20 protein-coding genes and 1 pseudogene are annotated in these 26,360 nt (G+C 61.9%); 14 read left to right on the forward strand and 7 right to left on the reverse strand.

Annotated elements, in window-relative coordinates; all coding sequences use genetic code 11:
- Positions 1 to 60 precede the first annotated feature (60 nt).
- Both ACSQ84_RS22235 and ACSQ84_RS22240 read right to left on the reverse strand, forming a co-directional pair.
- A complete protein-coding gene (locus tag ACSQ84_RS22235; RefSeq protein WP_436213848.1) occupies positions 61 to 1,185 on the reverse strand; it encodes a DUF2336 domain-containing protein in 1,125 nt (374 codons plus the stop codon).
- Positions 1,186 to 2,469: 1,284 nt separating this feature from the next.
- Positions 2,470 to 3,752: pseudogene (locus ACSQ84_RS22240) on the reverse strand (DUF2235 domain-containing protein).
- A gap of 179 nt (positions 3,753 to 3,931) precedes the next feature.
- Here ACSQ84_RS22240 and ACSQ84_RS22245 point away from each other — a divergent pair.
- Both ACSQ84_RS22245 and ACSQ84_RS22250 read left to right on the forward strand, forming a co-directional pair.
- The gene (locus tag ACSQ84_RS22245) at positions 3,932 to 5,044 is read left to right on the forward strand and encodes a toll/interleukin-1 receptor domain-containing protein (protein ID WP_436213849.1); all 1,113 of its coding nucleotides are present in this window, start codon (positions 3,932 to 3,934) and stop codon (positions 5,042 to 5,044) included.
- Positions 5,045 to 5,364: 320 nt separating this feature from the next.
- Entirely contained in the window at positions 5,365 to 6,375 is a 1,011-nt protein-coding gene (locus ACSQ84_RS22250) for a hypothetical protein (RefSeq protein WP_436213850.1), read from the forward strand.
- A 107-nt stretch (positions 6,376 to 6,482) separates the two neighbouring features.
- On the opposite strand, the gene ACSQ84_RS22255 is transcribed toward ACSQ84_RS22250, so the two are convergent.
- Positions 6,483 to 7,589 carry a DUF4917 family protein gene (locus tag ACSQ84_RS22255; RefSeq protein ID WP_436213851.1) on the reverse strand — a complete coding sequence of 369 codons (1,107 nt, stop codon included), beginning with the start codon at positions 7,587 to 7,589 and terminating at the stop codon, positions 6,483 to 6,485.
- Positions 7,590 to 7,623: 34 nt separating this feature from the next.
- Positions 7,624 to 7,932, reverse strand: coding sequence for a 50S ribosomal protein L28 (gene rpmB, locus ACSQ84_RS22260; protein WP_436213852.1), 309 nt, complete (start codon positions 7,930 to 7,932; stop codon positions 7,624 to 7,626).
- A 375-nt stretch (positions 7,933 to 8,307) separates the two neighbouring features.
- Between rpmB and ACSQ84_RS22265 the strand changes: the two genes are divergently transcribed.
- The 5 genes from ACSQ84_RS22265 (at position 8,308) to ACSQ84_RS22285 (ending at position 15,241) form a co-directional block, all read left to right on the forward strand.
- Positions 8,308 to 9,156 carry a DUF3108 domain-containing protein gene (locus tag ACSQ84_RS22265; protein WP_436213853.1) on the forward strand — a complete coding sequence of 283 codons (849 nt, stop codon included), beginning with the start codon at positions 8,308 to 8,310 and terminating at the stop codon, positions 9,154 to 9,156.
- Positions 9,157 to 9,640: 484 nt separating this feature from the next.
- Entirely contained in the window at positions 9,641 to 13,219 is a 3,579-nt protein-coding gene (locus ACSQ84_RS22270; RefSeq protein ID WP_436213854.1) for a helicase-related protein, read from the forward strand.
- 3 nt (positions 13,220 to 13,222) lie between these two features.
- Positions 13,223 to 13,492, forward strand: a complete 270-nt coding sequence (locus ACSQ84_RS22275) for an RNA-binding S4 domain-containing protein (RefSeq protein ID WP_436214087.1) — start codon at positions 13,223 to 13,225, stop codon at positions 13,490 to 13,492.
- A gap of 173 nt (positions 13,493 to 13,665) precedes the next feature.
- The gene (gene fdxA, locus ACSQ84_RS22280; protein WP_436213855.1) at positions 13,666 to 14,004 is read left to right on the forward strand and encodes a ferredoxin FdxA; all 339 of its coding nucleotides are present in this window, start codon (positions 13,666 to 13,668) and stop codon (positions 14,002 to 14,004) included.
- 436 nt (positions 14,005 to 14,440) lie between these two features.
- Entirely contained in the window at positions 14,441 to 15,241 is an 801-nt protein-coding gene (locus ACSQ84_RS22285; protein WP_436213856.1) for a CarD family transcriptional regulator, read from the forward strand.
- A gap of 273 nt (positions 15,242 to 15,514) precedes the next feature.
- On the opposite strand, the gene ACSQ84_RS22290 is transcribed toward ACSQ84_RS22285, so the two are convergent.
- The gene (locus ACSQ84_RS22290; RefSeq protein ID WP_436213857.1) at positions 15,515 to 16,075 is read right to left on the reverse strand and encodes a ferritin-like domain-containing protein; all 561 of its coding nucleotides are present in this window, start codon (positions 16,073 to 16,075) and stop codon (positions 15,515 to 15,517) included.
- 222 nt (positions 16,076 to 16,297) lie between these two features.
- Here ACSQ84_RS22290 and ACSQ84_RS22295 point away from each other — a divergent pair, with 222 nt between their 5' ends.
- From ACSQ84_RS22295 to ACSQ84_RS22305, 3 genes are all read left to right on the forward strand, one after another.
- Positions 16,298 to 16,771: a host attachment family protein gene (locus ACSQ84_RS22295; protein WP_436213858.1), complete on the forward strand. Its 474-nt coding sequence runs from the start codon at positions 16,298 to 16,300 to the stop codon at positions 16,769 to 16,771.
- Positions 16,772 to 17,111: 340 nt separating this feature from the next.
- Positions 17,112 to 17,537, forward strand: a complete 426-nt coding sequence (locus tag ACSQ84_RS22300; protein ID WP_436213859.1) for a CBS domain-containing protein — start codon at positions 17,112 to 17,114, stop codon at positions 17,535 to 17,537.
- Positions 17,538 to 17,563: 26 nt separating this feature from the next.
- Positions 17,564 to 17,857: a hypothetical protein gene (locus ACSQ84_RS22305; RefSeq protein WP_436213860.1), complete on the forward strand. Its 294-nt coding sequence runs from the start codon at positions 17,564 to 17,566 to the stop codon at positions 17,855 to 17,857.
- 292 nt (positions 17,858 to 18,149) lie between these two features.
- Here ACSQ84_RS22305 and ACSQ84_RS22310 read toward each other — a convergent pair whose 3' ends face one another.
- Together ACSQ84_RS22310 and ACSQ84_RS22315 are read right to left on the reverse strand one after the other, a co-directional pair.
- Positions 18,150 to 19,646, reverse strand: coding sequence for a M48 family metalloprotease (locus ACSQ84_RS22310; protein ID WP_436213861.1), 1,497 nt, complete (start codon positions 19,644 to 19,646; stop codon positions 18,150 to 18,152).
- 122 nt (positions 19,647 to 19,768) lie between these two features.
- The gene (locus ACSQ84_RS22315) at positions 19,769 to 20,515 is read right to left on the reverse strand and encodes a thermonuclease family protein (RefSeq protein WP_436213862.1); all 747 of its coding nucleotides are present in this window, start codon (positions 20,513 to 20,515) and stop codon (positions 19,769 to 19,771) included.
- A 462-nt stretch (positions 20,516 to 20,977) separates the two neighbouring features.
- Here ACSQ84_RS22315 and ACSQ84_RS22320 point away from each other — a divergent pair, with 462 nt between their 5' ends.
- The 4 genes from ACSQ84_RS22320 to ACSQ84_RS22335 all read left to right on the forward strand — a co-directional run bounded on the left by ACSQ84_RS22320 (position 20,978) and on the right by ACSQ84_RS22335 (position 26,201).
- Complete coding sequence (locus ACSQ84_RS22320; protein ID WP_436213863.1) at positions 20,978 to 22,195, forward strand: ABC transporter substrate-binding protein; 1,218 nt, start codon at positions 20,978 to 20,980, stop codon at positions 22,193 to 22,195.
- Positions 22,196 to 22,358: 163 nt separating this feature from the next.
- Positions 22,359 to 23,153, forward strand: a complete 795-nt coding sequence (locus tag ACSQ84_RS22325; protein WP_436213864.1) for an enoyl-CoA hydratase — start codon at positions 22,359 to 22,361, stop codon at positions 23,151 to 23,153.
- A gap of 12 nt (positions 23,154 to 23,165) precedes the next feature.
- On the forward strand, positions 23,166 to 23,930 hold the full coding sequence (locus ACSQ84_RS22330; protein WP_436213865.1) for a hypothetical protein: 765 nt from the start codon (positions 23,166 to 23,168) through the stop codon (positions 23,928 to 23,930).
- 156 nt (positions 23,931 to 24,086) lie between these two features.
- Complete coding sequence (locus ACSQ84_RS22335; protein ID WP_436213866.1) at positions 24,087 to 26,201, forward strand: acetate--CoA ligase family protein; 2,115 nt, start codon at positions 24,087 to 24,089, stop codon at positions 26,199 to 26,201.
- The last annotated feature ends 159 nt before the right edge of the window (positions 26,202 to 26,360 follow it).

The raw sequence follows: 26,360 nt of genomic DNA on the forward strand, positions 1-26,360 counted from the left end.
AGATCCCGGGTTCGCATCTTCGATGCGCCCCGGGATGACGAATGCGCTTTAGCGCATTCGTCAATTCATCCCCGGCGGTGCATCCGTCGCCTTCACCTGCCAAAACCGCAGCATGCGCTGCGCGTTATCCAGCGTCAGCTTGGCGTATTGCGATTTGGCCGTGGCCAGTTCGTGCGGGCCCATACTCCCCGAGGCAAAGCGGCTGTCGAGCACGGCGCTGACGGTGTCCCAGCTCAGGCCCGCGACGCGGCAGGGGATCAGTAGGCCGTCGTCGCGCAGGCTCTGCATCAGGGGGCGGATGACGTCGATGCCGGAGCGCGACAGTTCGGCCAGCGCCGCCACGGTCTCCTCGTATTTTCGCTGTTTGGCAAAACTCAGCAATGCAGATTCATTGAGCTGGCCGTTCTTGGCGAGCAGCGTCACGTAGCGCCTGGCGGAAGCAAAATCGCGCGCGCGCGACATTTCGCGGTTGGCGTCCTCGGCGGCAGCCGCAATCGCGCCGCGGATTTCCTCGAACAGATGCGGCGGCGCGCGCGACAACAGCCGCGAGCGCACCGCTTCGGTGGCGTCGCGCAATAATTGCCGCCGCAGCTCCACCGGCAGGTCGATGCGGATGCCGGTCTCGACCGCGAGCTCCGGATCGTGCAAGGCCTGCGCCAGCACCACCGCAAAACCCTCAGCGGAAACTTTCGCGCCGGGATTGGCGACGATCTTGCGGCTGACGCTCGGATAATGCCGCGCCAATAGCGCGTCGGTGACGATCTCGGCCAGCCACCAGCGCCCGGATATCGCCAAGAGATGTTGCTCGCCCTTGGTTTGCGCCAGCTCGACCAGGTCCTCGGCCGACAGCCGCGCGGATTCGGTCAGCACGGGAGCCGCGACCGAGATCTCGTCGTTGTGGGCGAGGCGGCGGATCACGGCAGGCGGCGCCTGCTTCACCGACGCGAGCTGGCTGCTCATTTCGGCGAGCGCGATGCGCGCGCTGACGTCGGCGATCGCGCGCAGCTCGATGGTCTTGATCAGGCGTTCGAGCACGTCGCCGAACAGCTCGATCTGTTCGCCGTTGAAGCCGTCGGCCGAGGTCAGGAACAGGTCCGTGACGCGGCGGAAGGTCTCGAGGTGTTTTTGCGCCGAGCCGGCCCGGATGGCCTCCTCGACCTCATCGGCGATGGATTGTTCTAGCATCGCTCGTCCTGAGCGTTCGAAGCCAATTCTGGCACAAGGGAAAAGGGTAGGAGCAATAGCTGAAGAGACGGTAAAATTTGAGCATGCCGGCGTGTAGCCCGGATGAGCCAACGGGTCGCGCGAATGCGCGCCCGATGACAGGCTCCGCGATATCCGGGACGGGTCTTGGTTGTTCCCCGGATATCGCTCCGCTCATCCGGGCTACGCTTCTTCGTTCCCGTTGTGCAGTGCCCGCGTGTTGTCGGATGTGCCTGCAAGACAATAAGAAACGGCATTTGGGAAAACGCTGACAAGCTGGACAAGCCCGGTGCCGTGGCCGAGGTGCCACTCAGTGAAACTACGGAGAACTGGCTCGCTGCGTTCGGGACAATTTGTGTTGGTGTTGGCATCGCGCGCTCTCCAATCCGTCATCCCCGGACGAACGCAATTGCGTTCGCTCGGGAGGTGCGCGCTCTTACGCGCCTCGAAGGACGACGGCCCGGCTGTGGCCGATTCATCCTTCGAGGCTCGCCGAAGAGGCTCGCACCTCCAGCGACAACGGCGAAGCCGTTGCGCGGGGATGACGGGTTTGGCAGACGCACTGCGCGCATACCTTCACCCTCCCGCGACGCATTTCGCCCGGGTCTTGCAAATCTCCACCCCCAATCCAGAGGGCGCAGGGAATGCCGGATGCGCGCTGCACCCGCGATCTCGTGTGCAATGTGCACAAAAAGGTGCGCACACGAGCATACAGGGCAGCGGAGAACATCCGACATTCCCTGCGCAATGGCTTTACGGCTTATAACGTGCTCTCCCCGGAGAACGGCTCTTTTGCCTCCGTTGCGCCCTGAAAGCTATTGCCTCCAGGTGCATTGACGCCAGCAACGCGACGTCAGGACCACACGCCTTTGCCGTACGCTCTCGCGCCGTTCGTTATCGGCGCTACCAGCGTCCACCGCGACCCGTCCCAACGATCGTGACGATCATGATGCGCCCCTCTGGCGGGACGGGATGGCGGAGATATAAACTGATTTTCCATTCTGGGAAAGCGAAATATTTTCTGCTGACTGCAATTTTTAGCTTGACATGATTTCCGTAAATCGGAAGTGATTTGCCCGTCGTGCCACTTCGCCGCAGTTATTTACCCTCCCCTGGAGGGGGAGGGTCGGCTCGCATGAGCGCAGCGAAATGCGAGACGGGGTGGGGTGACGGTGTTTCCACACGAACAGTGCCCGTGTTGAGAGATCACCCCACCCCGCCGCTTCGCGTCGACCCTCCCCCTCCAGGGGAGGGTAAGCAAGAGCCTCACACCTCCGTCATCTCCGCCGCCTCCGCCTTCACCGGCATCGGCCATGTCTCGTACCTCTCGGGCAGGTTCACTGGGCGATAATTCCCGACCTCCGCCATCCGCTTCACGACCGACTCGTGCACCACGGCGCCTTCCGGAATCAGCCGCGGCTCCGCGGCCGGAATGTAAAGTCCAAAATGCACCTGCCGTTCCGGCCATTCCCTGTACTTCGCGCGCTTCGGCAATAATTCCAAAATCCACCACGCGCCGACAAGCGAATCATGCACCTCGCCGCGCACATCCGGCGCGACATAGCTGAACGGGCTGTTCTTGCGCGGAATCCCCCAGGCGAGCTGGTTGACATTGGCGTGGTTGAATTTGAGGCCGGTTTTTTCGGCCTCCTCGATCATCCAGAGCAGCGGATACTTCGAGACGCCTGATTGCTTTTCCGGATAGCCGCCGCCGATGTCGGCATGCACGCCGGCGAACCACACCTGCGAAATATCCTGCGGCGCGTTCTTGATGTCGTTGAAGCGGACCGGCTTGTAGGTCTGCGGCGTGTCCCACTTCTTCAGCCGGAACATGGCGCGCCGCTCGTCGATCGAGATCGCCTGCCGGAAAATCTGCACGCTCGGGTTCTGCAGCGTCCAGGCCAGTTCTTCCAGGCTCGGCCAATAGAACCGGTCGGGCCGCGGCACGATCACGCTCGCCACCGTATCCCAGACGCCGACGAAGCGGATGGTGGGCCAGCGCGCGGACGTGATGCGCGCGAACTGCGCGGCGTTGTCGAACGGAGAGGGCGGCAGCGCCTCTTCCGCGGCGCCGGCATCAAGGATCCCCCTGAACTTGGCGCGCAGCTTCGGCGCCTCGTCGCTGGAGAACTGCTTGTAGGCGATCAGCCCGAGCCGGCGAGATTGGCCTGCTGTTCCGTGATCAGGCCGATCTTGTGGATCAGCCCCGCCAGCACCCGCACGGTGTAGGCGCCGCGGGAAAAGCCGAACAGATAGATCTGGTCGCCCTCGCGCCAGTTCTGCACCAGGAAGCCATAGGCAGCGAGCACATTGTCATCGAGCCCATAGCCGGTGGCGAGGCCGAGGATGGCGTTGAAATTCTGCTTGAACCGCTGCCACGTGTCCGGCCGCGCCAGCGTGCCGACCCCGGGATCGTAAAACACCAGCTGCCGCGGCTCGGTCTTCTCGGTCTTGCGCAGGCAGCGATAGAGCTTCAGCACATTCGAGATGTTCTCGGAAATCTCGTTGCCGGTGCCGTCGCAGCAGATGACGATGTTTCTGGATTCCATGAGGGTGCCCCGTTCCTCGTACAGCTGGAAGCTTAGCGGGGGAGGCGAGGGTGCATCCGCTTTCCGGACGGTTCAGCTGGGCACCGAATCTCAGTATATCACCTCTAGCTGATTCATTTTAGTTCAAAACTTGAGCGTGATAACAGCTATGATGGATCAAATTCAGTGGATGGACCAAAATGAAAAGAATGCTGACGGTCGGTATAACCTACAAGGGTGAAAGCCTTGATGGCGTCGAGATCGAAAATCTGGGGCTTTGCCAGCCTGGCGTCGATCGCAAGCGTTCAGCATTTCCGCTTTATGAATATGACTCCATAATTATCAATCCGCAGAGTTACAGCCATTTCTTGTTCGGAACACCCGGAGAGTTTTCGGACGATCAAGGTGAACTTGGCAAATTGAAGCGTCAGAATGACGACTATGATATTGATTCAGCCTTCTTGGCCGCCGATCGGCAGAAAGAGATGGAGGCGGCTTTAGCTGCCGGCACGACTGTTGTTTGGTGCCTGTCTGAACCGAAGCGGGTGAATTTTTACGGCTATCGCGAGACCTATCTCGGTTATGCCGCACCAAAGGTTGCCGCGCTAGTCACGCGCGCGAATCTACTAGTGAAGAAGGGCCGACGCATGGGCACTGTCGACACAGATAGTCCGTTCACGCGTTATTACGAAGTCCTATCGCGTGCGGGCTGGACATTATGCTTGGGTGATGAGGTCGAGGGCTACACATCTATCGCCTCGACGCCGGAGGGATACAGCGTCGGGGGGCGCGTGGCTCTGGGCACGACAGTTGGTTGGCTCGTAACGCCGCCAACGTCTCCCGAGGCGGAAAATCAGCTCGTGCGGGACAGCTTGGCGCTGGATAAAGCCGATTCCTCGCAGGAGAGATATCACGGGATATTCTTGAGCCACACTGGTGCGGACAAGCCCTTCGTGCGGCGCCTTCGGGACGATTTGCTGGCGCGGGGCGTGTCTCGTGTCTGGATCGATGAAGCCGAGATCGAGATCGGCGACTCACTAATTTCCAAAATCGAAGAAGGATTAAAGCTTAGCCGATACATTGCGGCCGTATTGTCGACGAAATCGATTGATGCGCCTTGGGTTAAGAAGGAGTTAGATGTTGCGATGAATCGCGAAATCGCCAGGGGTCAGGTCGTTGTCTTGCCTCTGCTTTACGAGAAGTGCGAGCTTCCTGAATTTCTCAAGGGGAAGCTTTACGCAGACTTCACCAGGCCGGAAAACTACGAACAGGTCTTGGCGAAGTTGTTGCGTAAGCTCCGTATAACCGGATGATTAATACCGATGCGGGACCGAGCGCCGAGCTTCGCGAAGCCATGGCTGGTCTCTGGCAGCTGCAGCCACCTGCACCCGAAAATTTACTGCGAGAACCAGCGTTCGTTCGTGTTCGCGAAGCTTGTCGGTATGGCTACCAGAATACGGGCAAGAGTGGACCCAGTTTCGCGCTCTCGACGGCACTGAGATCGCTTGGGTTGCCGTGGACTCTCCCGGCAGATGCGGCGACGTTATCCCTTCCAGTTTTGGAGGCTGTACAACGCCTAGATTCGGCATTGCGCGCTACGCACACACGGCGTGTCCATCTTGCGCCGTTAGATATGGCGGACGAATTGCCATCGATTACTTTCGGGCCGGCGCGCGTTGGTCGGTTCACCGCGTCGGAACTCTTATCGGTGATCGATGCCCCGCGGCTCCGACGCGCGTTTCCGTCCGCGGAATTTGATGCCGAACGCTTCTCTGAGTTTCATTGGCTCGTTGTCGAGGAGCGGGTGCATATTGACCGTAATCCGGAAGCGCGAGCGGTTCCGTTACTTTTCACCAATCTCAGTGAGGATCTCGGTCGGATTGAACCACACAAGGGGCATTTTCCTGCCGCCATTGAAGATGCGCTCTTCTTTTTGCTGTTAGCTCCCTGGGATAATTGGGCTGAATTCCACGAAGTAGATTGGCGGGGCTTCCGTATTCCTTGGGTCTATACGATCGATGACGATTTGTTCGTCGGGCCTAAATCTCCACCCTCTCCAGACAGCCTCAGTTGGGAAGAGCGCATTTATCAGGATGGCGCAAGCACGGTCGAAGTCTTGCGTCCTGTGGGCTTGCCGCTTAGCAACGACGCGCAGTCTGAGCTTCTAGTGTGGGATCAATCGCGTTGGGACATAGTCAGTCTCATCCGGCGGTCTCCACTTTTCGAGACGCCCGTTGCTCATTTCTTTGTCCGAGCTTTCTTGAGTGAGGGAGTCGATGAGATGCTCGCACACATCACGACGATCGAAGCCGCGCTCGGTTTGCATGCTGACTATAATCCGAAGGCTCGTGTCACTCCTGATCGAAATAAAGGCATGGGCGCTACCAAACGGATGCGAAGCCGCGTGGCAGGTCTCTTGGGAGATCGTCGTTTTGCGGACGAGTATGAGGCGCTTTTCAACATCCGAAGCGCTTATTTGCATGGCCGGAACATGCAGTCGATCTCGACCAGGGAACGGGTTCTGGCGCGTTCGTTGGCACGACAAGTTGTCGAAGCACTCATTCTGGCCGCCCAGGCCAACCCTGTAGTTTCGCGCGAAGCCTATATCGACGATCTTCTTGATCGCGGTTTGGTGTTGTCGTAGCCGTACTGGAGAGGGCCAGAGTCGTTGAAATCGTGCTTACTTATGGTCGATGCAACAGGATGCCATTAGTTTCGGCATGATCGAGAGGTGCCTGATGTCGTTGTCCCTTAACGCCATCGGCCGGCGCCGGCGAGCTTTCGATCCCAGACGTGTGCCGATTCTGAATCAACGAAGGTGTAATCAATTTTTGAACCAGCCCGTTCTTTGTAGCGCGCAAGTTCGCCGCTAATGGTTTTGAGCTTGTCCGCATCGGGTTGGTAGATGCAGAAGTATAAATGCTTTATCTTTGATCTAAATATTGCGTGATATATGTGCGCGTCATTCGGGTCGGCTGAGTGGCCGAGTACAAAGAAGGACCCCGCGCTTGCGCCAAGTTTTTCATAACAGTGGCTAAGGTAGTTGTTTGACTTAATGCGCGCCAGCTTAGCGGGCGAAGTACCTTCCGCAACGTAAATAGGAAACCGTCTCCCTGCGGTGATCGTCTGCGCAATCGCATCAATCACACCCGTGGTGCCAGCCAGCCTCTTTTCGACGTCCTCGCCGTTTCGAAAGAGGTGTAACCCGCCGTGGAGGTTAAAGACCTTGCAATATGCGTTCAGGGCGAAGGGTCCTTGAAATCCACCTCGCCGTTCACCCAAACCGAACCCGTCGGTAAGATTTGCTGTATCAGCAAGACTCACCCAATTTAGAAGGAGGTCGTAGTTGAGCGTAAATACTTTCTTGAAATGAGACAGGAACGTCACACAACTAGGAATCATGTCTTCGATGTCGTCTCGATGAGCTGGATGAGTTCCGCGAATGGCATGGACCAACGCTTCGCGCAGGCGTTGAGCGTCGGTGTTGAGCTGCTCTGCGTGTTCTTTGTTTCCGTAGGCCGTCTCGACTTCAGACGCCCCCTCAAGCGCATTGACCACGCGCTCAAAATCCACCGTTTTGAGCTGATCAAAAAGTCGACGAATTGGGTCGTCTGCTTTCATATCGGCCTTTTCAAGCAACGAACGGTAACTAAAATACTTTGCTGAAAAGCCATTTCCCAGCAGCAGGGAGCAACCATCTTCGCCGCCCGCATTCTTGATGGCGTCGTCAAACGAAGTTACCGTCGACATGAGAGTGGCCTTTCCGGTTTTGAGGATGAAAGTCGCTACAACACAGTTTTGATTTCCGGCAACACTCCACAAACAAAAACGGCCGGGTCTTTCGACCCAGCCGTTCAAAACTCTCTCACCGCCAATGAAGCGGAGCTAACCCTCAGCTCGCCTTCTTCTCGTACACCGGCTTGCCGACCTTCTTCTGGATCGCGCGCTTGAGATCCAGCGCGCGGGGCGACAGCACGTCGGCCTTGGCTTTCAAGAGATAGCCGTCGAGGCCGCCATTGTGGTCGACGCTCTTGAGCGCATTGGTCGAGACGCGCAGGCGCACGTTGCGGCCGAGCGCGTCCGAGATGAAGGTGACGTTGACCAGGTTCGGCAGAAACCGGCGCTTGGTCTTGATGTTCGAGTGGCTCACCTTGTGACCCACCAGCGGGCCCTTGGCCGTCAGTTCGCAGCGCCGAGACATCGCAAAAATCCTCTTCCATCCCCGCAACCAGCAAGCGCATCATGGCGCCGCGCGGGGGTCCAAAATCATGTCCATTTCCAGGAACCGCGGACGTATAGGGCGCAAGGCCCATTGCGTCAAGGTTTTGCGCCGTTTCGGCTGAGATTTTGCGCGCCCGCCGGAGCCGGGCCAAAGCCGCTTTGGCTGCGGTTCCCAGGTATTATAGCTATCAAGGCTTTAAGGATATCAACGCTTTAAGGACCATATAAAGGGCGCAATCCCCGCCGACATCTCCTATTCCCTGCGGATTGAGCCACCGCGAGGGCGCCACGCGTTGTTTGCCGGATATTTTTGATTAGATAAACAAGAGCTCGCGCCAGCAGGACCGTCAGTTACGTGACCACACGCGCCATTTCGCATCAGTTCGGCCTGCTGGGCAGTCTTGCGGCCGCCGCAGTGCTGTGGCTGGCGCCGCAGCGGGCCTCCGCGCAGGGCCGGCTCGATGCTCATTATGAAGCCACGCTGGCGGGGATTCCCGTCGGCAAGGGCACCTGGACCATCGAAATCGGCGACGACCAGTTCTCGGCCTCCGCGCAGGGCGGTTCCACCGGGCTGCTGCAGGCGTTCTCCGGCGGCAAGGGGTCCGGGGCTTCGCAGGGCCGCGTCGTGGGCGGCGCGCTGGTCGCCAATTCCTATACCGCGACCACCACGAGCTCGAAAAAATCCGAGACCGTGCGGCTGGTGATCGCCAATGGCGGGGTGAAGGATTTTTCGATCGAGCCGGAGCCGCCGGTGGATGCCGACCGCATCGTCGTGACGGAAGCGCATCGCAAAAACGTGCTCGATCCGATGACGGGCTCGATGATCCGCGTGCCCGGCACGGGCGATCCGCTGTCGCCGGAGGCCTGCCGCACCGGCACCGGCATCTTCGATGGGCGCTTACGCTACGACCTCAAGCTCGACTACAAGCGCATGGAGAATGTGAGGGCCGAGCGCGGCTATCATGGGCCCGCGGTGGTCTGCGCGGTCTATTTCACGCCGGTCGCGGGCTATATCCCCGATCGCCCCGTGATCAAACACCTCGCCAGCCAGCGCAACATCGAGATCGCCTTCGTGCCGATCGCCGGCACCCGCATCCTGGTTCCGTTCCGCATGACCATCCCGACGCCTTTCGGGCCCGCGATGCTGGAAGCCACAAGTTTTGTCACCACCGCCGCGCCGCCAAAGGTGGCGAAGACGCAGTAGGGATTTTCGCAGCTGTTTGACCGTCACCCTGAGGTGGCCGTGCGCAGCACGGCCCTCGAAGGGCGACAGCCCGGGCCGTGCATCCTTCGAGGCTCGCCCAGCGGTGCAAGTGCACCGCAAGGCTCGCACCTCCAGCGACAACGGCGCAGCCGTTGCGCGGGGATGACGGGGAGGGATTGGAGCCCATGAATCCCATTGACTCTTCACCGCTTCTGATTCGACTCCGGCCCCGTTCAATTTTAAGGGAATTCGCCCAATAACCCCGCCTTGTGGAGCCCAGGCAAACTTGATCTAGTGCCGCATCACGAACACTAACGCTGGATGTTGCGGTGAACGAAGCCAGTTTCAGTAAGAGTCAGCGATTCGGGCGCGATTCGTTCTAGACTCGTTCCAGAGCTTAAGCCGCGACCGCATCACCGTCGCAAACTGACACACAATTCAAACCGCGCGGCGTTGCCCGATAAGCAAGAAACACCTGCAAAATATGGCTTTCTCCTATTCGTCCACGTTCGGCCATGAACGGGCTCCCGGCGCCGGCGTCACCGCGGTGCTGGGGCCGACCAACACCGGCAAGACGCATCTGGCGATCGAGCGGATGCTGGGGCATTCGTCCGGGATCATCGGCCTGCCGCTGCGGCTGCTGGCGCGCGAGGTCTACAACAAGATCGCCGCGCGCGCCGGCACGGAAGCCGTCGCGCTGATCACCGGTGAGGAGAAGATCAAGCCGAAGAACCCGCGCTACTGGGTGTCGACCGTGGAAGCGATGCCCAGGGATATCGACGTGTCGTTCCTTGCGGTCGATGAAGTCCAGATCGCGGCGGACCTCGAACGCGGGCATGTCTTCACCGATCGCATCCTGCACCGCCGCGGCCGCGACGAGACATTGCTGCTGGGGGCTGCGACCATGCGGCCCATCATCGAGCGGCTGCTGCCGGGCGCGTCGATCGTCACACGCCCCAGATTGTCGCAGCTCGAATTCGCCGGCGACCGCAAGATCACGCGCCAACCGCGAAGGACCGCGATCGTCGCGTTCTCGGCCGATGAAGTCTACGCCATCGCCGAGTTGATCCGCCGCCAGCATGGCGGTGCGGCCGTGGTGCTCGGCTCGCTCTCGCCGCGCACACGAAATGCGCAGGTCGAGATGTTCCAGAACGGCGACGTCGATTATCTCGTCGCCACCGACGCCGTCGGCATGGGGTTGAACCTCGACGTCGATCATGTCGCGTTTGCCTCGGACCGCAAATACGACGGCTACCAGTTCCGCCGCCTCAATCCGTCGGAGTTCGCACAGATTGCGGGCCGCGCCGGCCGCGCCACGCGCAACGGCACCTTTGGCACCACCGGCCGCTGCGCGCCGTTCGAGCCGGAACTGGTGAACGCGCTGCAGAACCACACCTTCGACAGCGTCAAAATGCTGCAATGGCGCAATTCCAAGCTGGATTTCGCCTCGCTCGGCAGCCTGCAGGTCTCGCTGGCGCTGTCGCCGCAGCATGAAGTGCTGACCCGGGCGCCGATTGCCGAGGATCTGCGCGTGCTCGATCATGCGGCACGCGACGGCGATGTGCGGGAGATGGCCCACGGGCCGGCTGCCGTGGAACGGCTGTGGGACGCCTGCCAGATCCCGGATTACCGCCGCCTGGCGCCCGCCGCCCATGCCGAACTCGTGACCACGCTCTACGGGTTCCTGATGAAAAGGGGCCGGATTCCAGACGCATGGTTCGGCGCCCAGGTCGACCAGGCCGACCGCGTCACTGGCGATATCGACACGCTGTCGGGCCGGATCGCGCAAATCCGCACCTGGACCTTCGTCGCCAACCGGCCGGACTGGCTGGGTGACCCCGACCACTGGCAGGGGATCACGCGCGAGGTTGAAAATAAATTGTCCGATGCGCTGCATGAACGGCTAACGGAGCGTTTCGTTGACCGCCGTACCAGTGTATTGATGCGCCGCCTGCGGGAGAACAGTGTTTTGAATACGGAAATTGGCAAGACCGGCGAAGTGATCGTTGAAGGCCATGTGATCGGCCGCCTCGACGGATTCACCTTCGCACCAGATGCAGCAGAGGCTGGCTCCGACGCCAAGGCGTTGCAGGCGGCAGCACAGCAGGTGCTGGCCGGCGAGATCGACGCACGCGCCGAAAAGCTCAGCGCTGCCCCGGACGATCAGTTCGTGCTGACGTCCGACGGCACCATCCGCTGGACCGGCGATGCGGTGGCGAAGCTGGTCGCAGCTGACGACGCGCTGCATCCGCGCCTGCGCATCATCGCCGACGATCGGCTCAATGGCGCGGCACGCGAAGCCGTGCAGACGCGGCTCGATCTGTGGCTGAAGACGCATATCGAAAAGCTGCTGGGCCCGCTGTTCGGCCTTGCGAAAGCCGAGGACATCACCGGCATCGCGCGCGGCATCGCGTTCCAATTGATCGAGGCGCTCGGCGTGCTGGAGCGCGCAAAAATCACCGCCGAGATGAAGGATCTCGACCAGCCCTCGCGCGCGACGCTTCGCAAGTATGGCGTGCGCTTCGGCGCCTATCACATCTATTTCCCCGGCCTGCTAAAACCCGCGGCGCGCTCGCTGGCGTCGCTGCTGTGGGCCGAGAAGCAGGACAATGTCGACATGTCTGTCCTGTCGAATGCGCAGCATCTGGCGAGCAGCGGCCGCACGTCGTTCCCGGTCGACAAGGCGCTGCCGCGCGATGCCTATCGCGTGCTCGGCTATCGCCAGGCCGGCGAGCGCGCGGTGCGCGTCGATATTTTGGAGCGTCTCGCCGATCTCATTCGTCCCGCTCTGGCGTGGCGCGAGAGTTCGCCGGGAGCCAAGCCCGCCGGCGCGTTCGATGGCCGCGGCTTTGTGGTGACGCAGGCGATGACCTCGCTGACCGGTTCGGCGGGCGAAGATTTCGCCTCGATCCTGCGCGCGCTCGGCTACCGCATGGAAAAGCGCGCCCCGCTGCCGCCGAAGCCGGTAGCGGCGACCGAGCCGGTGGTTGCAGGAGCGCCTGATGTTGCAGAAGTGGTGGCGGAGGGCGCCGTCGAGACGCCGTCCATAGCTGAGGCGGCGCCAACTGACGCTGCTGCGGACACGCCGGTGGAGGGCGCGGCTGAAACCGCTGAAATCGCCAACGAGACGGTGGCGCAGCCGGTCTCCGGCGATCCCGCGCCGTCGGCCGCCTTGCTGCCCGAAGTCACGCTCGCGCCGCCCCCGGCGGAAGAGCCCGCGGTGGAAGCAGCCCCTGTAGTCGAAGCCGCCGCAGAGCCTGCGCCGGCCGAAACGCCGGCCGTGGAAACACCGGTCGCGGACACGCCGGTTGCAGTAGCGCCCGAAGCGGCAACTGCGCCTGAAGAAATGGCGCCTCAAGAAACCGCTGCTGCGGAAGCAACGACCGAGACCGTCGCCGGCGACGCCGCCCCGGCCGAAGCCGCTGCCGAAGCCACGCCCGATACGCCTGCCGTGCCCGAGCTGGTGGAGGTCTGGCGTCCCGGTGGCCGTTCGGAAGAGCGCCGTCCGCACCACGACCGCAACCGCCAGCGTCATCACGGCCGTCCGCAGGAACGCAGCGCCGATGGGGCTGCGCCCGCGGCCGCGGGCGAAGGCGGCGAGGCTGCTGCAGGCCGCGAGCAGCGCCATCGCCGCGGCCGCCGCCACAACGAATTCCGCAAACCCCGCGAGGGCGCGCCCGTCGATGCCACTGCCGCGCCAACGGCCGAGGGCGCACCGGCGCAGGAGGCGCGTCCCGACAGCCGTCCGCCGCGCGAGCGCTTCGAAGGCAAGGGCCGCGATGACAACCGCCGCGACAAGGCTGGCGGTGGTGGCCGTCCGGAGAAATTCGGCGGCGATCGCAACAAGGGCGACCGCAACAAGGGCGGCGGGCGCGACAAAGGCGGCCGCGATTTCGGCGGGCGTGACAAGGGCGGCCGCGACAAGCGCGATAGCGGCCCGTCGCACCGGCAATACGCCACCAGTGCCGCGCCGCGCGAGCGCGACCGTCCGATCGATCCCAATTCGCCCTTCGCCAAACTGGCGGCGCTGAAGGAACAGCTCGCCGGCAACAAGGATCGGTAATCTCTGGAGCGACAGCGTCTCGATAAATGGCTGTGGCATGCGCGGGTGGTGAAGGCCCGCACAAGTGCTGCCGCCCTCGTCGAAGCCGGCCACGTTCGCATCAACGGCGTGCGCGAGAAAGCGCCGGGGCATACGGTGAAGCTCGGCGATGTCGTCACCGTCGGGCTCGACAATTCGGTGCGGGTGCTGAAAGTGGCCGGATTTTCCGAGCGGCGGGGCGATGCCGCGGCCGCCCGCGTAACTTACGAGGATTTGCAGAACCGCAGGGAATGACTATCTGCGGACGAGCCTGTCTGACCCTTGAAAAGCCGTGCTTTCAGGCGCTCCGGCCGGCCTGCTGCTGCCTTGCTCTTCCTTTGCCACTTCCCTTGCGGCTGCGCAGTTCATGCGCTACGCAAACCCCGGAAAAAGTTGATCGTTTCGGAGCCACCCTTTCGGAGTCCTGGATGACTTACGTCGTCACTGATGCCTGCATCAAATGCAAATATACCGACTGCGTTGAGGTATGCCCCGTGGACTGCTTCTACGAGGGCGAGAACATGCTGGTCATCCATCCCGACGAGTGCATCGACTGCGGCGTTTGCGAACCCGAATGTCCCGCCGACGCCATCAAGCCGGACACCGAGCCCGGGCTCGAGAAGTGGCTCGAGGTCAACACCGAATACGCCAAGACCTGGCCCAACATCACCCAGAAGAAGGACCAGCCACCCGACGCGAAAGAATTCGAGGGCGTGGAAGGCAAGTTCGAGAAATATTTTTCCAAGGAACCCGGTACCGGAGACTGATTCGCTGGATCGCCGTTCCCCCGCGAAAATGCGCTTCAAGCCTGATCTGAACCTAATTCGGGGCCATCAGACCCATACATTGCCTGCCGATTTAACCTTGTTGACGGACTTATGACCGAAAGGTCCCTGCAAAGGTCCGAAACAGGGCGTAAATCATTGATTTTTGCGGAAAATGTGCTATATTGGGCACATTACAAGCCGGACACGGCCTTGCGTAACTTTGGCCCTCCCGGTGGTCCGTAAAAAACATCGAACAGGGGCGTGGCAGTTCCGCGCGCAGGCTGTGTCACAGAAAACGCGTAAAAAGAGTGTTTCAAAGACTTCGAAAAAAGCCGCCGCGGCCAGCCGCAGCGCAACCAAAGGCCGTGCCAAGGCGTCCGTAAAGGAAGCCAAGAAGGCTGCGGCCACAAAGTCCTCGAAAAACAAAAGAAGCTCAATGCCAGATAAGACTGCAAAAACCGCCGCGAAAGCGACGGGTTCGAAGGCCACTGCCTCGAAGGTCGCTGCCAAGACTGCCCCCAAGATGACCGCCCCTCGCGCTGCCGTCGTGGCGCCCAAGGCCGCCGTTGTGGCTCCGAAGGCTGCCGTGGTGGCCCCGAAGGCCGCCGCCCCGCGCGTGGAGGAGCCGAAGAAGGTTCTCACCCAGCGCCAGGGCTTCAAGACCAATGAATTCGTGGTGTATCCCGCTCACGGGGTCGGCCAGATCCTGGCGATCGAGGAGCAGGAGATCGCCGGCGCCAAGCTTGAGCTGTTCGTGATCAATTTCATGAAGGACAAGATGACGCTGCGGGTGCCGACCGCCAAGGTCGCCAATGTCGGCATGCGCAAGCTGTCCGAACCGGCGCTGGTCAAGAAGGCGCTCGAAACGCTCAAGGGCCGCGCGCGCGTCAAGCGCACGATGTGGTCGCGCCGGGCGCAGGAATACGAAGCCAAGATCAATTCGGGCGACATCGTTGCGATCGCCGAAGTGGTGCGCGATCTCTACCGCTCGGAATCGCAGCCCGAACAGTCCTACAGCGAACGCCAGCTCTATGAAGCCGCGCTCGACCGGCTGTCGCGCGAAATCGCCGTCGTCCAGCATTCGACGGAGACCGAAGCGGTCAAGGAAATCGAGAGCCAGCTCGCCAAGAGCCCGCGCCGCGGCGCCAAGACCGAAGGCAACGCGGAAGCCGAGGGTGACGGCGATGATGCCGACGCCGACGGTGACGACGCGGCCGTCGCGGACGAGGCGGCGTAAGCGGTTTCTCTTGGATTTTGAAATGAAAAGCCCGGTCGAGAGACCGGGCTTTTTGTTTGGTTGTTATTTGCTGAAGATCTATCAACACGTCGTCCCCGCGAACGCGGGGACCCATAGCCACCGATGGTCATCGTCGCGCGAAGCTGAAGTCACGGCGGATTCCGGCAACGAGCAGTCGTGGTTATGGGTCCCCGCGTTCGCGGGGACGCCGAGCAATGTGTGCCGCGCTTTTCGCGCCTCAATCCATCGCGATGTTCGCCCAGTCGCGCTTCCCTACGCCGCCAGTGCGTCCGGATTTACCTCGCGCTTGGCGAGCTCGGTCAGATGCACGTCGAACCGTCGCTCTTCCTCGAGGCTGAGGTGCAACATTTTCTGCTCGTCGCGCAGATCCAGCTGGCCAGCAAGGGCTGCGGCGGTGCCGTAGGCGGCAATCTCGTAATGTTCGATCTTCTGGGCGGACGCGATCAGGCCCGCATCGCGCAGATCGTCCACCTTCAACATGGTGAGCATCTTCTTGGTCTCGACGATGAGCGCCTGCATAGCCTGGTCGATATGCGCCGTGGGACTGGCGCCATGTTTTCCCAGGATGGTCAACAGCCGTTCCCTTTGAGTCTCCGTTTCGGCGCGATGATGAACCAATGCACGCTTCAATGCAGGATGCGATGCGGCCCCCGCCATGCGCAGCAACGCATCGGTCAATTGACCCTCGACGTCAACGAGTTCCTGCAATTCCGCAAGGAACATATCCCTGAAATTCCTGATTTCCATGATGGCTGCCCTTTCGATACGAGGTGTGCGGCAAGGATGGAACCGGCGTATCGGCGCGCGTTTCATCCGCCTCCCTGCGCTTACACAACGGGATCGGTGATCCATCCGTTCCCGGCATTTTTGTTTCATGATTTTTACTTTGCGTCGCAGCCGTGCAGTCCCCGCTGCGGGTGGCGCGCAATTGCGCACGATGCCGGCGACCGAATTAGGAAACTGCGCAACGGCTGGCGCGTTAGTCTGAACGCCAGATCAAAGCGTTGCGGATCGCGCGTCAACTTGAAGCAGCCAATGGAGCCCATCATCGAAATGGTCACGGAACCCAGGCCGCTCGTCTCCCACAATACTCTCATTCTCGTCGGCGACGGTCAAAAAGCGTTGTTCCTGCGCAACAAAGGCCATGCGCAAAAGGTCCGGTTGGTCGTCGAGCAGGTTCTCGAGCGCGACAATCCGCCAACCCGCGAGCAGGGTAGCGATCGTCCGGGCCGGACCAATGCAAGTGTTGGTGTTGCCCGAAGTGCCATGGAAGAAGCGGACTGGCATTACATTGCCGAGGAGCGATTTGCCGGCGAACTCGCCGACGCTCTATATCGCCATGCTCACGCCAATCTTTTCGAGAAACTTATCATCATCGCGCCGCCGAAAGTGCTCGGCAATATTCGCAAGGCGCTTCACGCGGAGGTCATCGCGCGTGTGACCGCGGAAATTCCAAAGGAGCTGACGTCGCACCCGGTTGCCGAGATAGAGCGGCTTGTCGCCGCCTGAGCCGCGGGTCGGCTATTTCGGCAAGTCCGGCGGCAGCTAACGCGAGAGAGAAGAGAGACATGTAAGCGAAAGCACGGAAGCCCGACCGTAGCCGATTTAAAGTTTACCGCGATGGTCGGGAACGTTTCTGGAGCGGGTTCATTCGATGGAGGTAGTCGGCAAGCAAGGCTCGGCTGCACCGATCCATTGCATTGTTCAATCGGGAACGAAGTGGATCGGCTTTGCCCAGGATTGGTCTGCCACACATGCGGCGGCAGGCAAGTCCGGGCGGGAGCAAGCCCGGCAAGGACCTGTAACAAGGACCTGTAAGACCTGTAATAAGCACAAAGGGGTTTGTCGGATGAAAGTGAGCGAAGCAATGACGCACGATGTCTACGTCGCCAGTCCGGACGAAACGATCCAGCAGGCGGCGATCGCCATGGCGGGACTTGACGCGGGGGTTCTGCCTGTCGGCGATGATGACCGGCTTGTTGGCATGATTACCGATCGTGACATCGCCATTCGCGGTGTTGCAGTGGGTAAGGGCCCGGATGCCAAGGTCCGTGACGTCATGACGACCAACGTCAAGTACTGCTTTGACGATCAAGACATCGAGGATGTGACGCTCAACATGGGCGAGATCCAGGTCCGGCGTATGCCGGTGCTGGATCGCCACAAGCGCCTTGTGGGCATCCTGTCGCTCGGGGATGTCGACGGCGATGGCGTGGCCGGGGAAGCTCTCAGCCTGGTTTCGCGTCCGGGAGGAGAGCACACGCAGACGGGCTAAAAGTCGAAAACTGGATGGAGTAGATAATGAAGCTGAACTCGACGCAGGTTAAACAGACCCTGAGCCAATTCGATGCTGAGGTTCTTCCCGACAATCACCCGGCAGTTCCCCAACTGAACAATTTGTTCGGGAATCATACGTTCTTCCTCGACAGCCGCGGCCTCAAGGTTCTGGAGCCTGCGGGAGCGCCCGAGACCGATGCTCAAAGCGGCGAAGTCGTCAGTCTCGCGGACTGGAGCGATGCAACGCTCACCAGTCTGAGGCCGCATGAGCCGGAAATGACCGGCGTGGTCGTGGTTCTCGAGCCCACGACGCACTGAGGCTTGGTCGTGAGCGAGTAGACGGCAGCGCTCGCCATACATTCACTCGTCGTCCTCGCGAACGCGGGGACCCATAGCCACGAATGCGTGTTGTTGGAAGCCGCTGGAGCCACAGCGTCGTGCGACAACCTACATCGGTGGTTGTAGGTCCCCCGATGCGCAGTTGCGCATCTGAGACCGCGCTTCGCTTGTCCGTGACGACAGTGGACAGTGGTGGAATCTCGAGATCCCGGGTTCGCATCGCGCTCCCTGATGCGCAACTGCGCATCGGGGATGACGCGCCTTTGGCGCGTCAATCCACCACGATCTTGACGCGGTCGCGGGTCTTGACCTGGGCGTTGGCGTCAAGGCCGTTGAGGATGCGGAAGCGCTGGGCCGGGCGGTCGACGCCGGCCATGCGGTGCGAGAGCGATTCCACGGTGTCGCCGGGCTGCACGGTGATGACTTTTATGCGCAACGGACGTGCCGCCTGAATCTCCTCGAGCGTCAGGCGGCGGAACGAATTGACGGTCTCGCGCGCGTTGCGTTCGCTCTCGGTGGTCTTCTGCTTGGCGGCGAAAATGAAGCGGTAGACGTCGCTGCCGAAGCGCAGCGCGTAGACCTTGAACTGCCACTGGTCGCCATGTGCCGAGGCCGACGCGGCAGGGAAGCCGTTGATGGTGATATCCTCGGTCGACGCCTTCTCGACGCCGTCCATCCAGCCGGAATTGAGATAATCGCCGAGCGTCTGCTCCGCCGGCACCCGTACCACGTCGAAGCGCATCGCCTGCGTGCCGCCCTCGCGGACGCCGATCACGGCCTGCGCGGTGTTATCGAGCGTGAAGGTCTCGGGGGCCGCAAAGGTGAAGCCCAGCTTGGGATGCAGGAAACGTCGCCCGCGCACGAAACCTTCGCTGGGATCCTCGCCATAGACGATGTTGTCGATCGCGGCCAGATACGTCTCGCGGTCGCGCTCGCCGCCTTCCGGCGACGAATATTGCCGCGCCGAGTTCTGCGCGTTCTGCACCCGCTCCGGGGTTGCCGGATGCGACGACAGGAAATCCTGCGCGCGGGGATCGAGCGAGGTCTTGCCGGCCTTCAGCGCGGCGTTGCGCTCCATCGCGCTCAGGAAGCGGGAAGCGCCATAGGGATCGAAATGCGCGCGCGCCGAAATGCCGACGCCGATGCCGTCGGCCTCGAACTCCTGCGCGCGGGAGAAGCTCGCCATTGTGAGTTTTGTCTTCGCGAGCGCCAGCGCTGTGAGATCCGGATCGTTGCTCATGTCGGTGACGACGCGGGTGACGACGGCGGCCTGCCTTGCCTTGTCGTCGCGGATCGAGGCGTGTTTCGCCAGCACGTGCGCCATCTCGTGGCTCAGCACCGAGGACAATTCCGAGGTGTCGCTGGCGAGCGCAATCAGGCCGCGCGTGACATAGAGCTGGCCGGTCGGCAGTGCGAACGCGTTGACCGCGCCGGAATTCAGGATCGTGACCCGATAGGCCTGGTCGGGACGATCGGAGGCCGCGACCAGCCGGTCGACGGTCTTGCTGATCAGCGCTTCCAGCTTCGGATCGTCGTAGGCGCCGCCATAGGAGGAGAGGATACGCTCATGCTCGCGCTCGCTCGCCGGTGTCTGCGCCACGGTGCGGGCTGGCTTGGCGGGCGACGTAGCCGTCGTCGGCGTTGCGGTCTCGAACCGGCCGCCGACGCTGCCGCAGGCCGACAGCGTCAACGCAGCGCACAGCACGGCCGGCGCAGCCAAAAGGCGGCGGCCTGTACTCCCCTCGCGCCGTTCTGAACGCTGCGTCACGTCAGCCCACTCTTCTCTTCTGAATCGAGGGTGCGATCCGGTTGGATTCAATCGGCTCGCCCGAAATCCTGTTTTGACGCGTTTTCTTCACGCGAACGGTACCCACTTCGCTCGAAAACCCTTCAGTTCCCACCCAGCACTTCAATTTGCCCCACCCGGAGCACGTCGATCCGTGGCCCGCCGCGCGCCTCGACATAGCCGCGGACACGAATCCGTCGATTTTCGAGGGACTTAGGTGACAGCCCGGCCGCCTCGAACGCCGGTACCATGCGCCTTGAAATAGTCACAGCAAAGTCCCGTGTCCAGTTCCGGCCAAAATTCAGATAGGTCGTTGCCCCTGCCTGCCGCACGGACAAAACCCTGCCCTCGACCACCGTAAAGCGCCCAATCCCGGCCAAAATATCGCCGGGACTTTCCGCGTTTTTTATGGCCGTGGGATCGGCCCAGGTTCCCCTTTTGGCCTGCCGCGCCTCGGCCTCGCCGGCCGCCAGCTCCGCGGCGCAGTCCTTGCTGGCCATTTCGGTCGAAACCAGCGCCTCGCCGCGACGCAGCAACTCGCTTTGCACTGTCGTCTCGGAACCCGGCAGGAATACGAAGGCGGACTGGCGGCCATAACGGTCCGGCGCGTCGTCCTCGCCGCGCAGCGTCACCTCGTGCCCGGTGACGATCGATGACAGAGCTGCGGTGGCCTCCGTCTTGTCGTTGATTGAAGGCGCGATGCCCGCGAGGCGGACTTCACGCCCATCGTCGAGCCGAAAAGTGCGTGCGTCCAGCACGGCGGTGACACGGCCCTCGCCCTGCGGTTCGAAGCTGCAGCCGGCGGCGTTTGCCGGAGTGACGGCCATGACGACCGAGCCACAGATGAGCATGGCTGCGATGCGCGAGACGTGACTATGTTGGTGCGGATGTCTCATACCGTCGGTGTTGGCTCCTTGTGTTGGCAGTCGAGCATACCGCATCATTATCCTCATGGTGAGGAGGCGCGCTTGCGCCGTCTCGAACCATGAGGCCACAGTCGTCGTTCCTGGCCTCGTTCCTTTCGAGACGCTTTCCTCTCTTGCGTCATGGCCGGGCGTAGCCGAAGGACGGCGTCGCTTCCGCTCGCCTATGCCCGGTCATCCACGTCTTTCTCTCACTAGTGAAACATAGACGTGGATGCCCGGCACAAGGCCGGGCATGACGAACTTTGTGAGGCACCATTCCGCTTAACGGAAAAACGCATGCGCAACGCGTTGCGCGCGCGCCTTGCCGCTGTGGGGGCCATGCGGCATGATCGCGCCGCGTGAAATTGAAAGCCGCAAGCAATGCGGCAGCCAGAAAAGGGAGGCTTCATGAAACGGGTTGTCACGGGCATTTTCGCAGCTGTCTCGGCAATTACCTTGGCGATGTCGAGCACCGCGGCCCTGGCGCAGGCCAAGCCTCCGCTCAAGCTCGGTGGCATCCTCGATATGTCCGGGCTCTACGCCGACATCACCGGGCCGGGTAGCGAACTGGCTGCGAAAATGGCGGTGGAAGATTTCGGCGGCGAGGTGCTTGGTCGCAAGATCGAGATCGTCGCTGCCGACCATCTCAACAAGGCCGACCTCGCCGCCAACATCGCCCGCGACATGTTCGACAATCAGGGGGTCGAAATGCTGTTCGACGTGGCGGCGTCGGCGACCGCGCTTGCTGCGCTCGAGATCTCCAAGGCGCGCGGCAAGATCAACATGTTCAATGGTCCGGGCTCGATCCGGCTCTCCAACGAGGCCTGCGGTCCCTATACCGTCCACTATGTGTTCGACACATTTGCGCAGGCCAACGTGACCGGTTTGGCCGCCGTCAAGCAGGGCCTCGACAGCTGGTACTTCCTCACCGCGGACTACGCGTTCGGGCAGGATCTGGAAAAGGACACCACCAACGTCGTGCGGAAGTCCGGCGGCAAGGTGCTGGGCACCGTGCGGCATCCGCTCAACACTTCAGATTTCTCGTCCTATCTGCTGCAGGCGCAAAGCTCGAAGGCCAAGGTGATCGGGCTTGCCAACGCCGGCGGCGACACCATCAACGCCATCAAGCAGGCGGCCGAGTTCGGGCTGATGAAGAGCGGCCAGAAAGTATCGCCGCTGCTCGCCTTCATCACCGACATTGACAGCGTCGGCCTCGAAACTTCGCAGGGGCTGCTGCTGTCGGAAGCGTTCTATTGGGACCTCAATGACGAGACCCGGGCGTTTTCCAAACGCTTCATGGAGCGGATCAAGCGCGTGCCGTCGGCGGTGCAGGCCGGCACCTATTCGTCGGTCACGCATTATTTGAAGGCGGTGAAGGCTGCCGGCACCACCGATGCGGCGGCCGTGATCAAGATCATGAAGGAGACCCCGATCAACGACATGTTCGCCAAAAACGGCCGGATTCGCGAGGACGGCCGCATGGTGCACGACATGTACCTGTTCGAGGTCAAGAAGCCGTCGGAATCCAAAGGCCGCTGGGACGATTACAAGCTGCTGGCCACCATTCCCGGCAACGAGGCGTTCCAGTCGCTGGAATTGTCGCGCTGCCCGCTGGTGAAGAAGTGACGGCCGAAGGCCGTCATCCCGGGGCGCGAAGCGAACCTCAGATGCGCAATTGCGCATCGGGGGATCTCGAGATTCCCCGATGCGCAATTGCGCATCTGAGGTCTGGTGCTACGCACCATCCCGGAATGACGGAATCAACCAATAACAACGAAGGCAACACCCCATGAGCCAGAACGAAATGGTCCTCCAGCAGCTCAACCAGGGCCTGCTCACCATCATCATGAACCGTCCCGACCGCCGCAATGCGCTCAATCCGGACATGACGCGCGGTCTCGTCGATGCGGCGCGGCGCGCGGCCGAGGATCACGAAGTGCGCGCGGTGCTGCTGAAGGGCGCGGGCGGCACGTTCTGCGTCGGCGGTGACGTCAAATCGATGGCGGAGGGGCGGGCGCCGCTGTCGTTCGAAGCCAAGATGGTCAACCTGCGCCGCGGCATGGAAGTCTCGCGCATCCTGCACCAGATGCAAAAGCCTGTCGTCGCGCAGCTCGATGGCGCAGCCGCCGGCGCCGGGCTTTCGATCGCGCTCGCCTGCGACCTTCGCGTCGCCAGCGCCTCGTGCAAGATCACCACCGCGTTTGCAAAAGTCGGACTGTCGGGCGACTACGGCGGCACGTACTTTCTAACCCAGATGCTCGGCAGCGCCAGGGCGCGGGAATTGTATTTGACCTCGCCGGTGCTCAGTGCGCAGGAGGCCTACAACCTCGGCATGGTGACCAGGGTGGTGCCCGATGCCGAAGTCGAAGCGGTGGCGCATGATCTGGCGATGTCGCTGGCGCAGGGCCCGTCGATCACGCTCGGCTACATCAAGCGCAACATCAACAACGCCGAGACGATGTCGCTGGAAGAATGTTTTGACGCCGAGGCGATCCACCATTCGCGTTCGGGCGAGACCCTCGATCACAAGGAAGCGGCCAAGGCGTTCGTCGAGAAGCGCAAGCCCGTGTTCCAGAACCATTGAGAGGGCGTGGAAATGGCAGGCTATATGAGGCTGCGGCAGATCTGCCTGGTGGCGCCGAAGCTGGAGCCCGTGATTTCGGACATTGCAGGGATCATGGGGCTGAAGGAGTGCTACCGTGACGGCAACGTTGCCAAATACGGCCTCGAGAATGCGCTGCTGCCGGTCGACACCATTTTGCTGGAAGTGGTGGCGCCATTCCAGCCGGGCACCGCGGCGGGACGCTTCATCGACAAGAACGGCGGTCGCGGCGGCTATATGGCGATCTTCTGCTGCGACGACCCCGACGCCTACGGCAAACGCGCCAACGCGATGGGCGTGCGGACCGCGAACGTCATCACGCACGCGCCCTATCACGGCGTGCAATTGCACCCGCGCGATTGCCGCGCCGCCTTCATCGAGTTCAACCACACCGAAGGCAGCGACGATGTTCTGGGAACCTATCCGCCGGCCGGTCCCGACTGGCAGAAGGCGATCGCCAAGGACGTGACGCTGGCGCTGACGGATGTCGAGATGGAAAGCCCGGAGCCGGAGGTGCTGGCTGCGCATTGGGGCAAGATCATCGGTGTCGCCGTCAGCAAGAATGGCGGCGGCGCGCCGGAGCTGAAACTGCCCAATGCCAGCTTCCACTTCGTCAAGGGGTCTGCCGATCTGATGAGCGGGTTGACGTTTGAGGTCGCGGATATCGCAAAAGTGCGGGATGCGGCCAGGGCGAAGGGATGCAAGGTGTCCGGCGACGGATTTGAACTGTGCGGGGTGAGGTTTAGTCTGGTGGCGTGATTGACGTGTGCTCTCCCAGTCGTCGTCATGCCCGGGCTTGTCCCGGGCATCCACGTCTTTAAGGTCCGGCGGAAAGTAAGACGTGGATGGCCGGGCATAGGCGAGCGAAGCGACGCCGTCCTTGACGGCTATGCCCGGCCATGTCGGAGTCGAAAAATGCCGCATCCGCTCGACAGCTTCTTCGCGCCCGACAGCATCGCGCTGATCGGCGCCTCGCGCGATCAGGAGAAGATACCCGGGCGGCTGCTGTCGATGCTGCGCAAGAACGAGTATCCGGGCAGGATCTATCCGATCAACCCGAACTATCCCGATATCGACGGGCTCAAATGCTACAAGACCGTTGCCGAGGTCGACGCACCCATCGATCTCGCGATCATCGTCATTCCCGCCCGCGCCGTGGTGGGTGCGCTGGAAGAGTGTGCCGCGGTCGGCGTCAAGAACGCCGTGATCATCTCCTCCGGCTTTGCGGAGGAAGGCGGCGACAGCGCCGCGATGCAGGACGCGATCGCCGCGCTGGCGAAGCGCACCGGCATGCGGATTTCAGGCCCCAATGCCGAGGGTTTTCTCAGCGAAGTGCAGAAGGTCGCGGCCACCTTCAGCCCGACGGTCGACGTCAAGCCGGGCCATGTTCCGCTGGTTGCGACCACAAGGCGGATCGCCATCGTCGCGCAATCCGGCGGCATCGGCTTTGCCATCAAGCATCGCGCCAAGGCGCTCGGCGTTGCGATCAGCTATTGCGTCAGCGCCGGCAACGAAAGCGATCTCGGCGCCGGCGAATTCCTGGATTACATGGTGCAGGATGCTGCCACCGACGTGATCCTGCTGTTCATCGAAGGCATCCGCGACGTCGACAAGTTTCTCGCCGCCGCGCGCCGCGCCGCGGAAACGCGAAAACCGGTCATTGTCACAAAGGTCGGTCGCTCCAATGCCGGCGAGCGCGCCGCGGCCTCGCACACCGCCAGCATGGCGGGATGGTCGGCGGCTTACGACGCGGTATTCGCAAAATACGGTTTTATCGTTTCCAACGATCTCGACGAGGCCGTGACGATCGCGGCGGTGCTGACGACCAATCCATTGCCGAAGGGCGACCGCGTAGCGGTGCTGACCGTGTCCGGTGGCGGCGGGATCTGGGGCGCCGACACCGTCTCGATGCAGGGGCTGAAGGTTCCGGAACTGTCGCCGTCGATACAGAACCAGATCAAGCAATGGATGCCGTCCTATGGCGCCGCCGGCAATCCGATCGACGTCACCGCGCAGGGCGTCAGCAGCGGCGGCTTGCAGAAGACCATCGATCTGCTCGCGACTTCCGACGAGGTCGACGCCATTCTGGTGGTGCTGTCGCTGTCGAGCGAGGTGCGGATGTGGTTCAGGGAGGCCGAGCTGAAGCCGGTGATAGCGGCGCAGCACAAGCCGATCGTGTTCTATTCCTACACGCTGCCGTCGCAGTTCGCGCGCACGGAGCTGGCGAAATCCGGTGTCGTGGTGTTCTCGGGTCTGACGCATGTCGCCGTCGCGATGCGGCAGCTGGTGGAATATTCCAATTTCAAGTTGGCCGCGCCGGCGGAAGCTGCCGCGTTGCCGCCGCGCGATATCTCGGCACACCTGAAAACACCGGCGCTGTCGGAGTTCGACAGCAAGTCGTTGCTGCGTGACGCCGGCATCGCGGTGCCGGACGAAATACTGGTGACGGCGCGAGGCGAACTCGATGCCGCCATAGCGCGCGCGGGCTTTCCGCTGGTGATGAAAATCCAGTCGCGCGATATCCCGCACAAGAGCGAGGTCGGCGGCGTCCGCATCAACATCGCGACCAAGGGCGAGGCGTTTACCGCCTACGGCATGCTGCTCGACAACGCGCGACAACACCGGCCGGGTGCCGCGATCCAGGGCGTGCTGGTCGGGCCGATGGCCAAAAAGGGCGTCGAGATCATCGTCGGCACGCTGACGGACAAGGTCTTCGGGCCGATGGTCATGGTCGGTCTCGGCGGCATCACCACGGAATTGTTTCGCGATGTGATCTACCGGCCGGCGCCGGTGAGTGCCGAGGAAGCCTCGGCGATGCTGGCATCGCTCAAGGCGGCGCCACTGCTGAATGGGTTTCGTGGCGCGGCGAAGGCCGATGTCGCCGTGCTATCTGAATTGATTTCGCAAGTGTCGGTGCTGGCGGCGCGACATGCGCAGGAGATCTCGGAAATCGAGATCAACCCGGTGCTGGTGCATGCCGAGGGGCAGGGCGTGACGATCGTGGATGCGTTAGTCGTACGCAAGAACTAACCACGGGTCGTCCCGGCGAACGCCGGTACCCATACTCCGCGGCGCTTGTTGTCTTTAAAAGTATCCACCTCAGCGCTCTCACCGATAAGCCGCGGCGTATGGGTCCCCCGATGCGCAATTGCGCATCTGAGCTCAAGGCCGGAACGACGTGTTGAGAGA

Source organism: Bradyrhizobium sp. LjRoot220, assembly GCF_964252915.1.
Lineage (GTDB): Bacteria > Pseudomonadota > Alphaproteobacteria > Rhizobiales > Xanthobacteraceae > Bradyrhizobium.

Bases quoted from the DNA above. Each gene is read 5' to 3' on its own strand.
- ACSQ84_RS22250 (WP_436213850.1), top strand. From the start codon at position 5,365: ATGGCGGACGAATTGCCATCGATTACTTTCGGGCCGGCGCGCGTTGGT.
- ACSQ84_RS22245 (WP_436213849.1), top strand. From the start codon at position 3,932: ATGAAAAGAATGCTGACGGTCGGTATAACCTACAAGGGTGAAAGCCTT.
- ACSQ84_RS22320 (WP_436213863.1), top strand. From the start codon at position 20,978: ATGAAACGGGTTGTCACGGGCATTTTCGCAGCTGTCTCGGCAATTACC.
- ACSQ84_RS22285 (WP_436213856.1), top strand. From the start codon at position 14,441: ATGCCAGATAAGACTGCAAAAACCGCCGCGAAAGCGACGGGTTCGAAG.
- ACSQ84_RS22235 (WP_436213848.1), bottom strand. From the start codon at position 1,185: ATGCTAGAACAATCCATCGCCGATGAGGTCGAGGAGGCCATCCGGGCC.
- ACSQ84_RS22305 (WP_436213860.1), top strand. From the start codon at position 17,564: ATGAAGCTGAACTCGACGCAGGTTAAACAGACCCTGAGCCAATTCGAT.
- ACSQ84_RS22295 (WP_436213858.1), top strand. From the start codon at position 16,298: ATGGAGCCCATCATCGAAATGGTCACGGAACCCAGGCCGCTCGTCTCC.
- ACSQ84_RS22335 (WP_436213866.1), top strand. From the start codon at position 24,087: ATGCCGCATCCGCTCGACAGCTTCTTCGCGCCCGACAGCATCGCGCTG.
- rpmB (WP_436213852.1), bottom strand. From the start codon at position 7,932: ATGTCTCGGCGCTGCGAACTGACGGCCAAGGGCCCGCTGGTGGGTCAC.
- ACSQ84_RS22330 (WP_436213865.1), top strand. From the start codon at position 23,166: ATGGCAGGCTATATGAGGCTGCGGCAGATCTGCCTGGTGGCGCCGAAG.
- ACSQ84_RS22325 (WP_436213864.1), top strand. From the start codon at position 22,359: ATGAGCCAGAACGAAATGGTCCTCCAGCAGCTCAACCAGGGCCTGCTC.
- ACSQ84_RS22300 (WP_436213859.1), top strand. From the start codon at position 17,112: ATGAAAGTGAGCGAAGCAATGACGCACGATGTCTACGTCGCCAGTCCG.
- ACSQ84_RS22270 (WP_436213854.1), top strand. From the start codon at position 9,641: ATGGCTTTCTCCTATTCGTCCACGTTCGGCCATGAACGGGCTCCCGGC.
- fdxA (WP_436213855.1), top strand. From the start codon at position 13,666: ATGACTTACGTCGTCACTGATGCCTGCATCAAATGCAAATATACCGAC.
- ACSQ84_RS22315 (WP_436213862.1), bottom strand. From the start codon at position 20,515: ATGCTCATCTGTGGCTCGGTCGTCATGGCCGTCACTCCGGCAAACGCC.
- ACSQ84_RS22290 (WP_436213857.1), bottom strand. From the start codon at position 16,075: ATGAAACGCGCGCCGATACGCCGGTTCCATCCTTGCCGCACACCTCGT.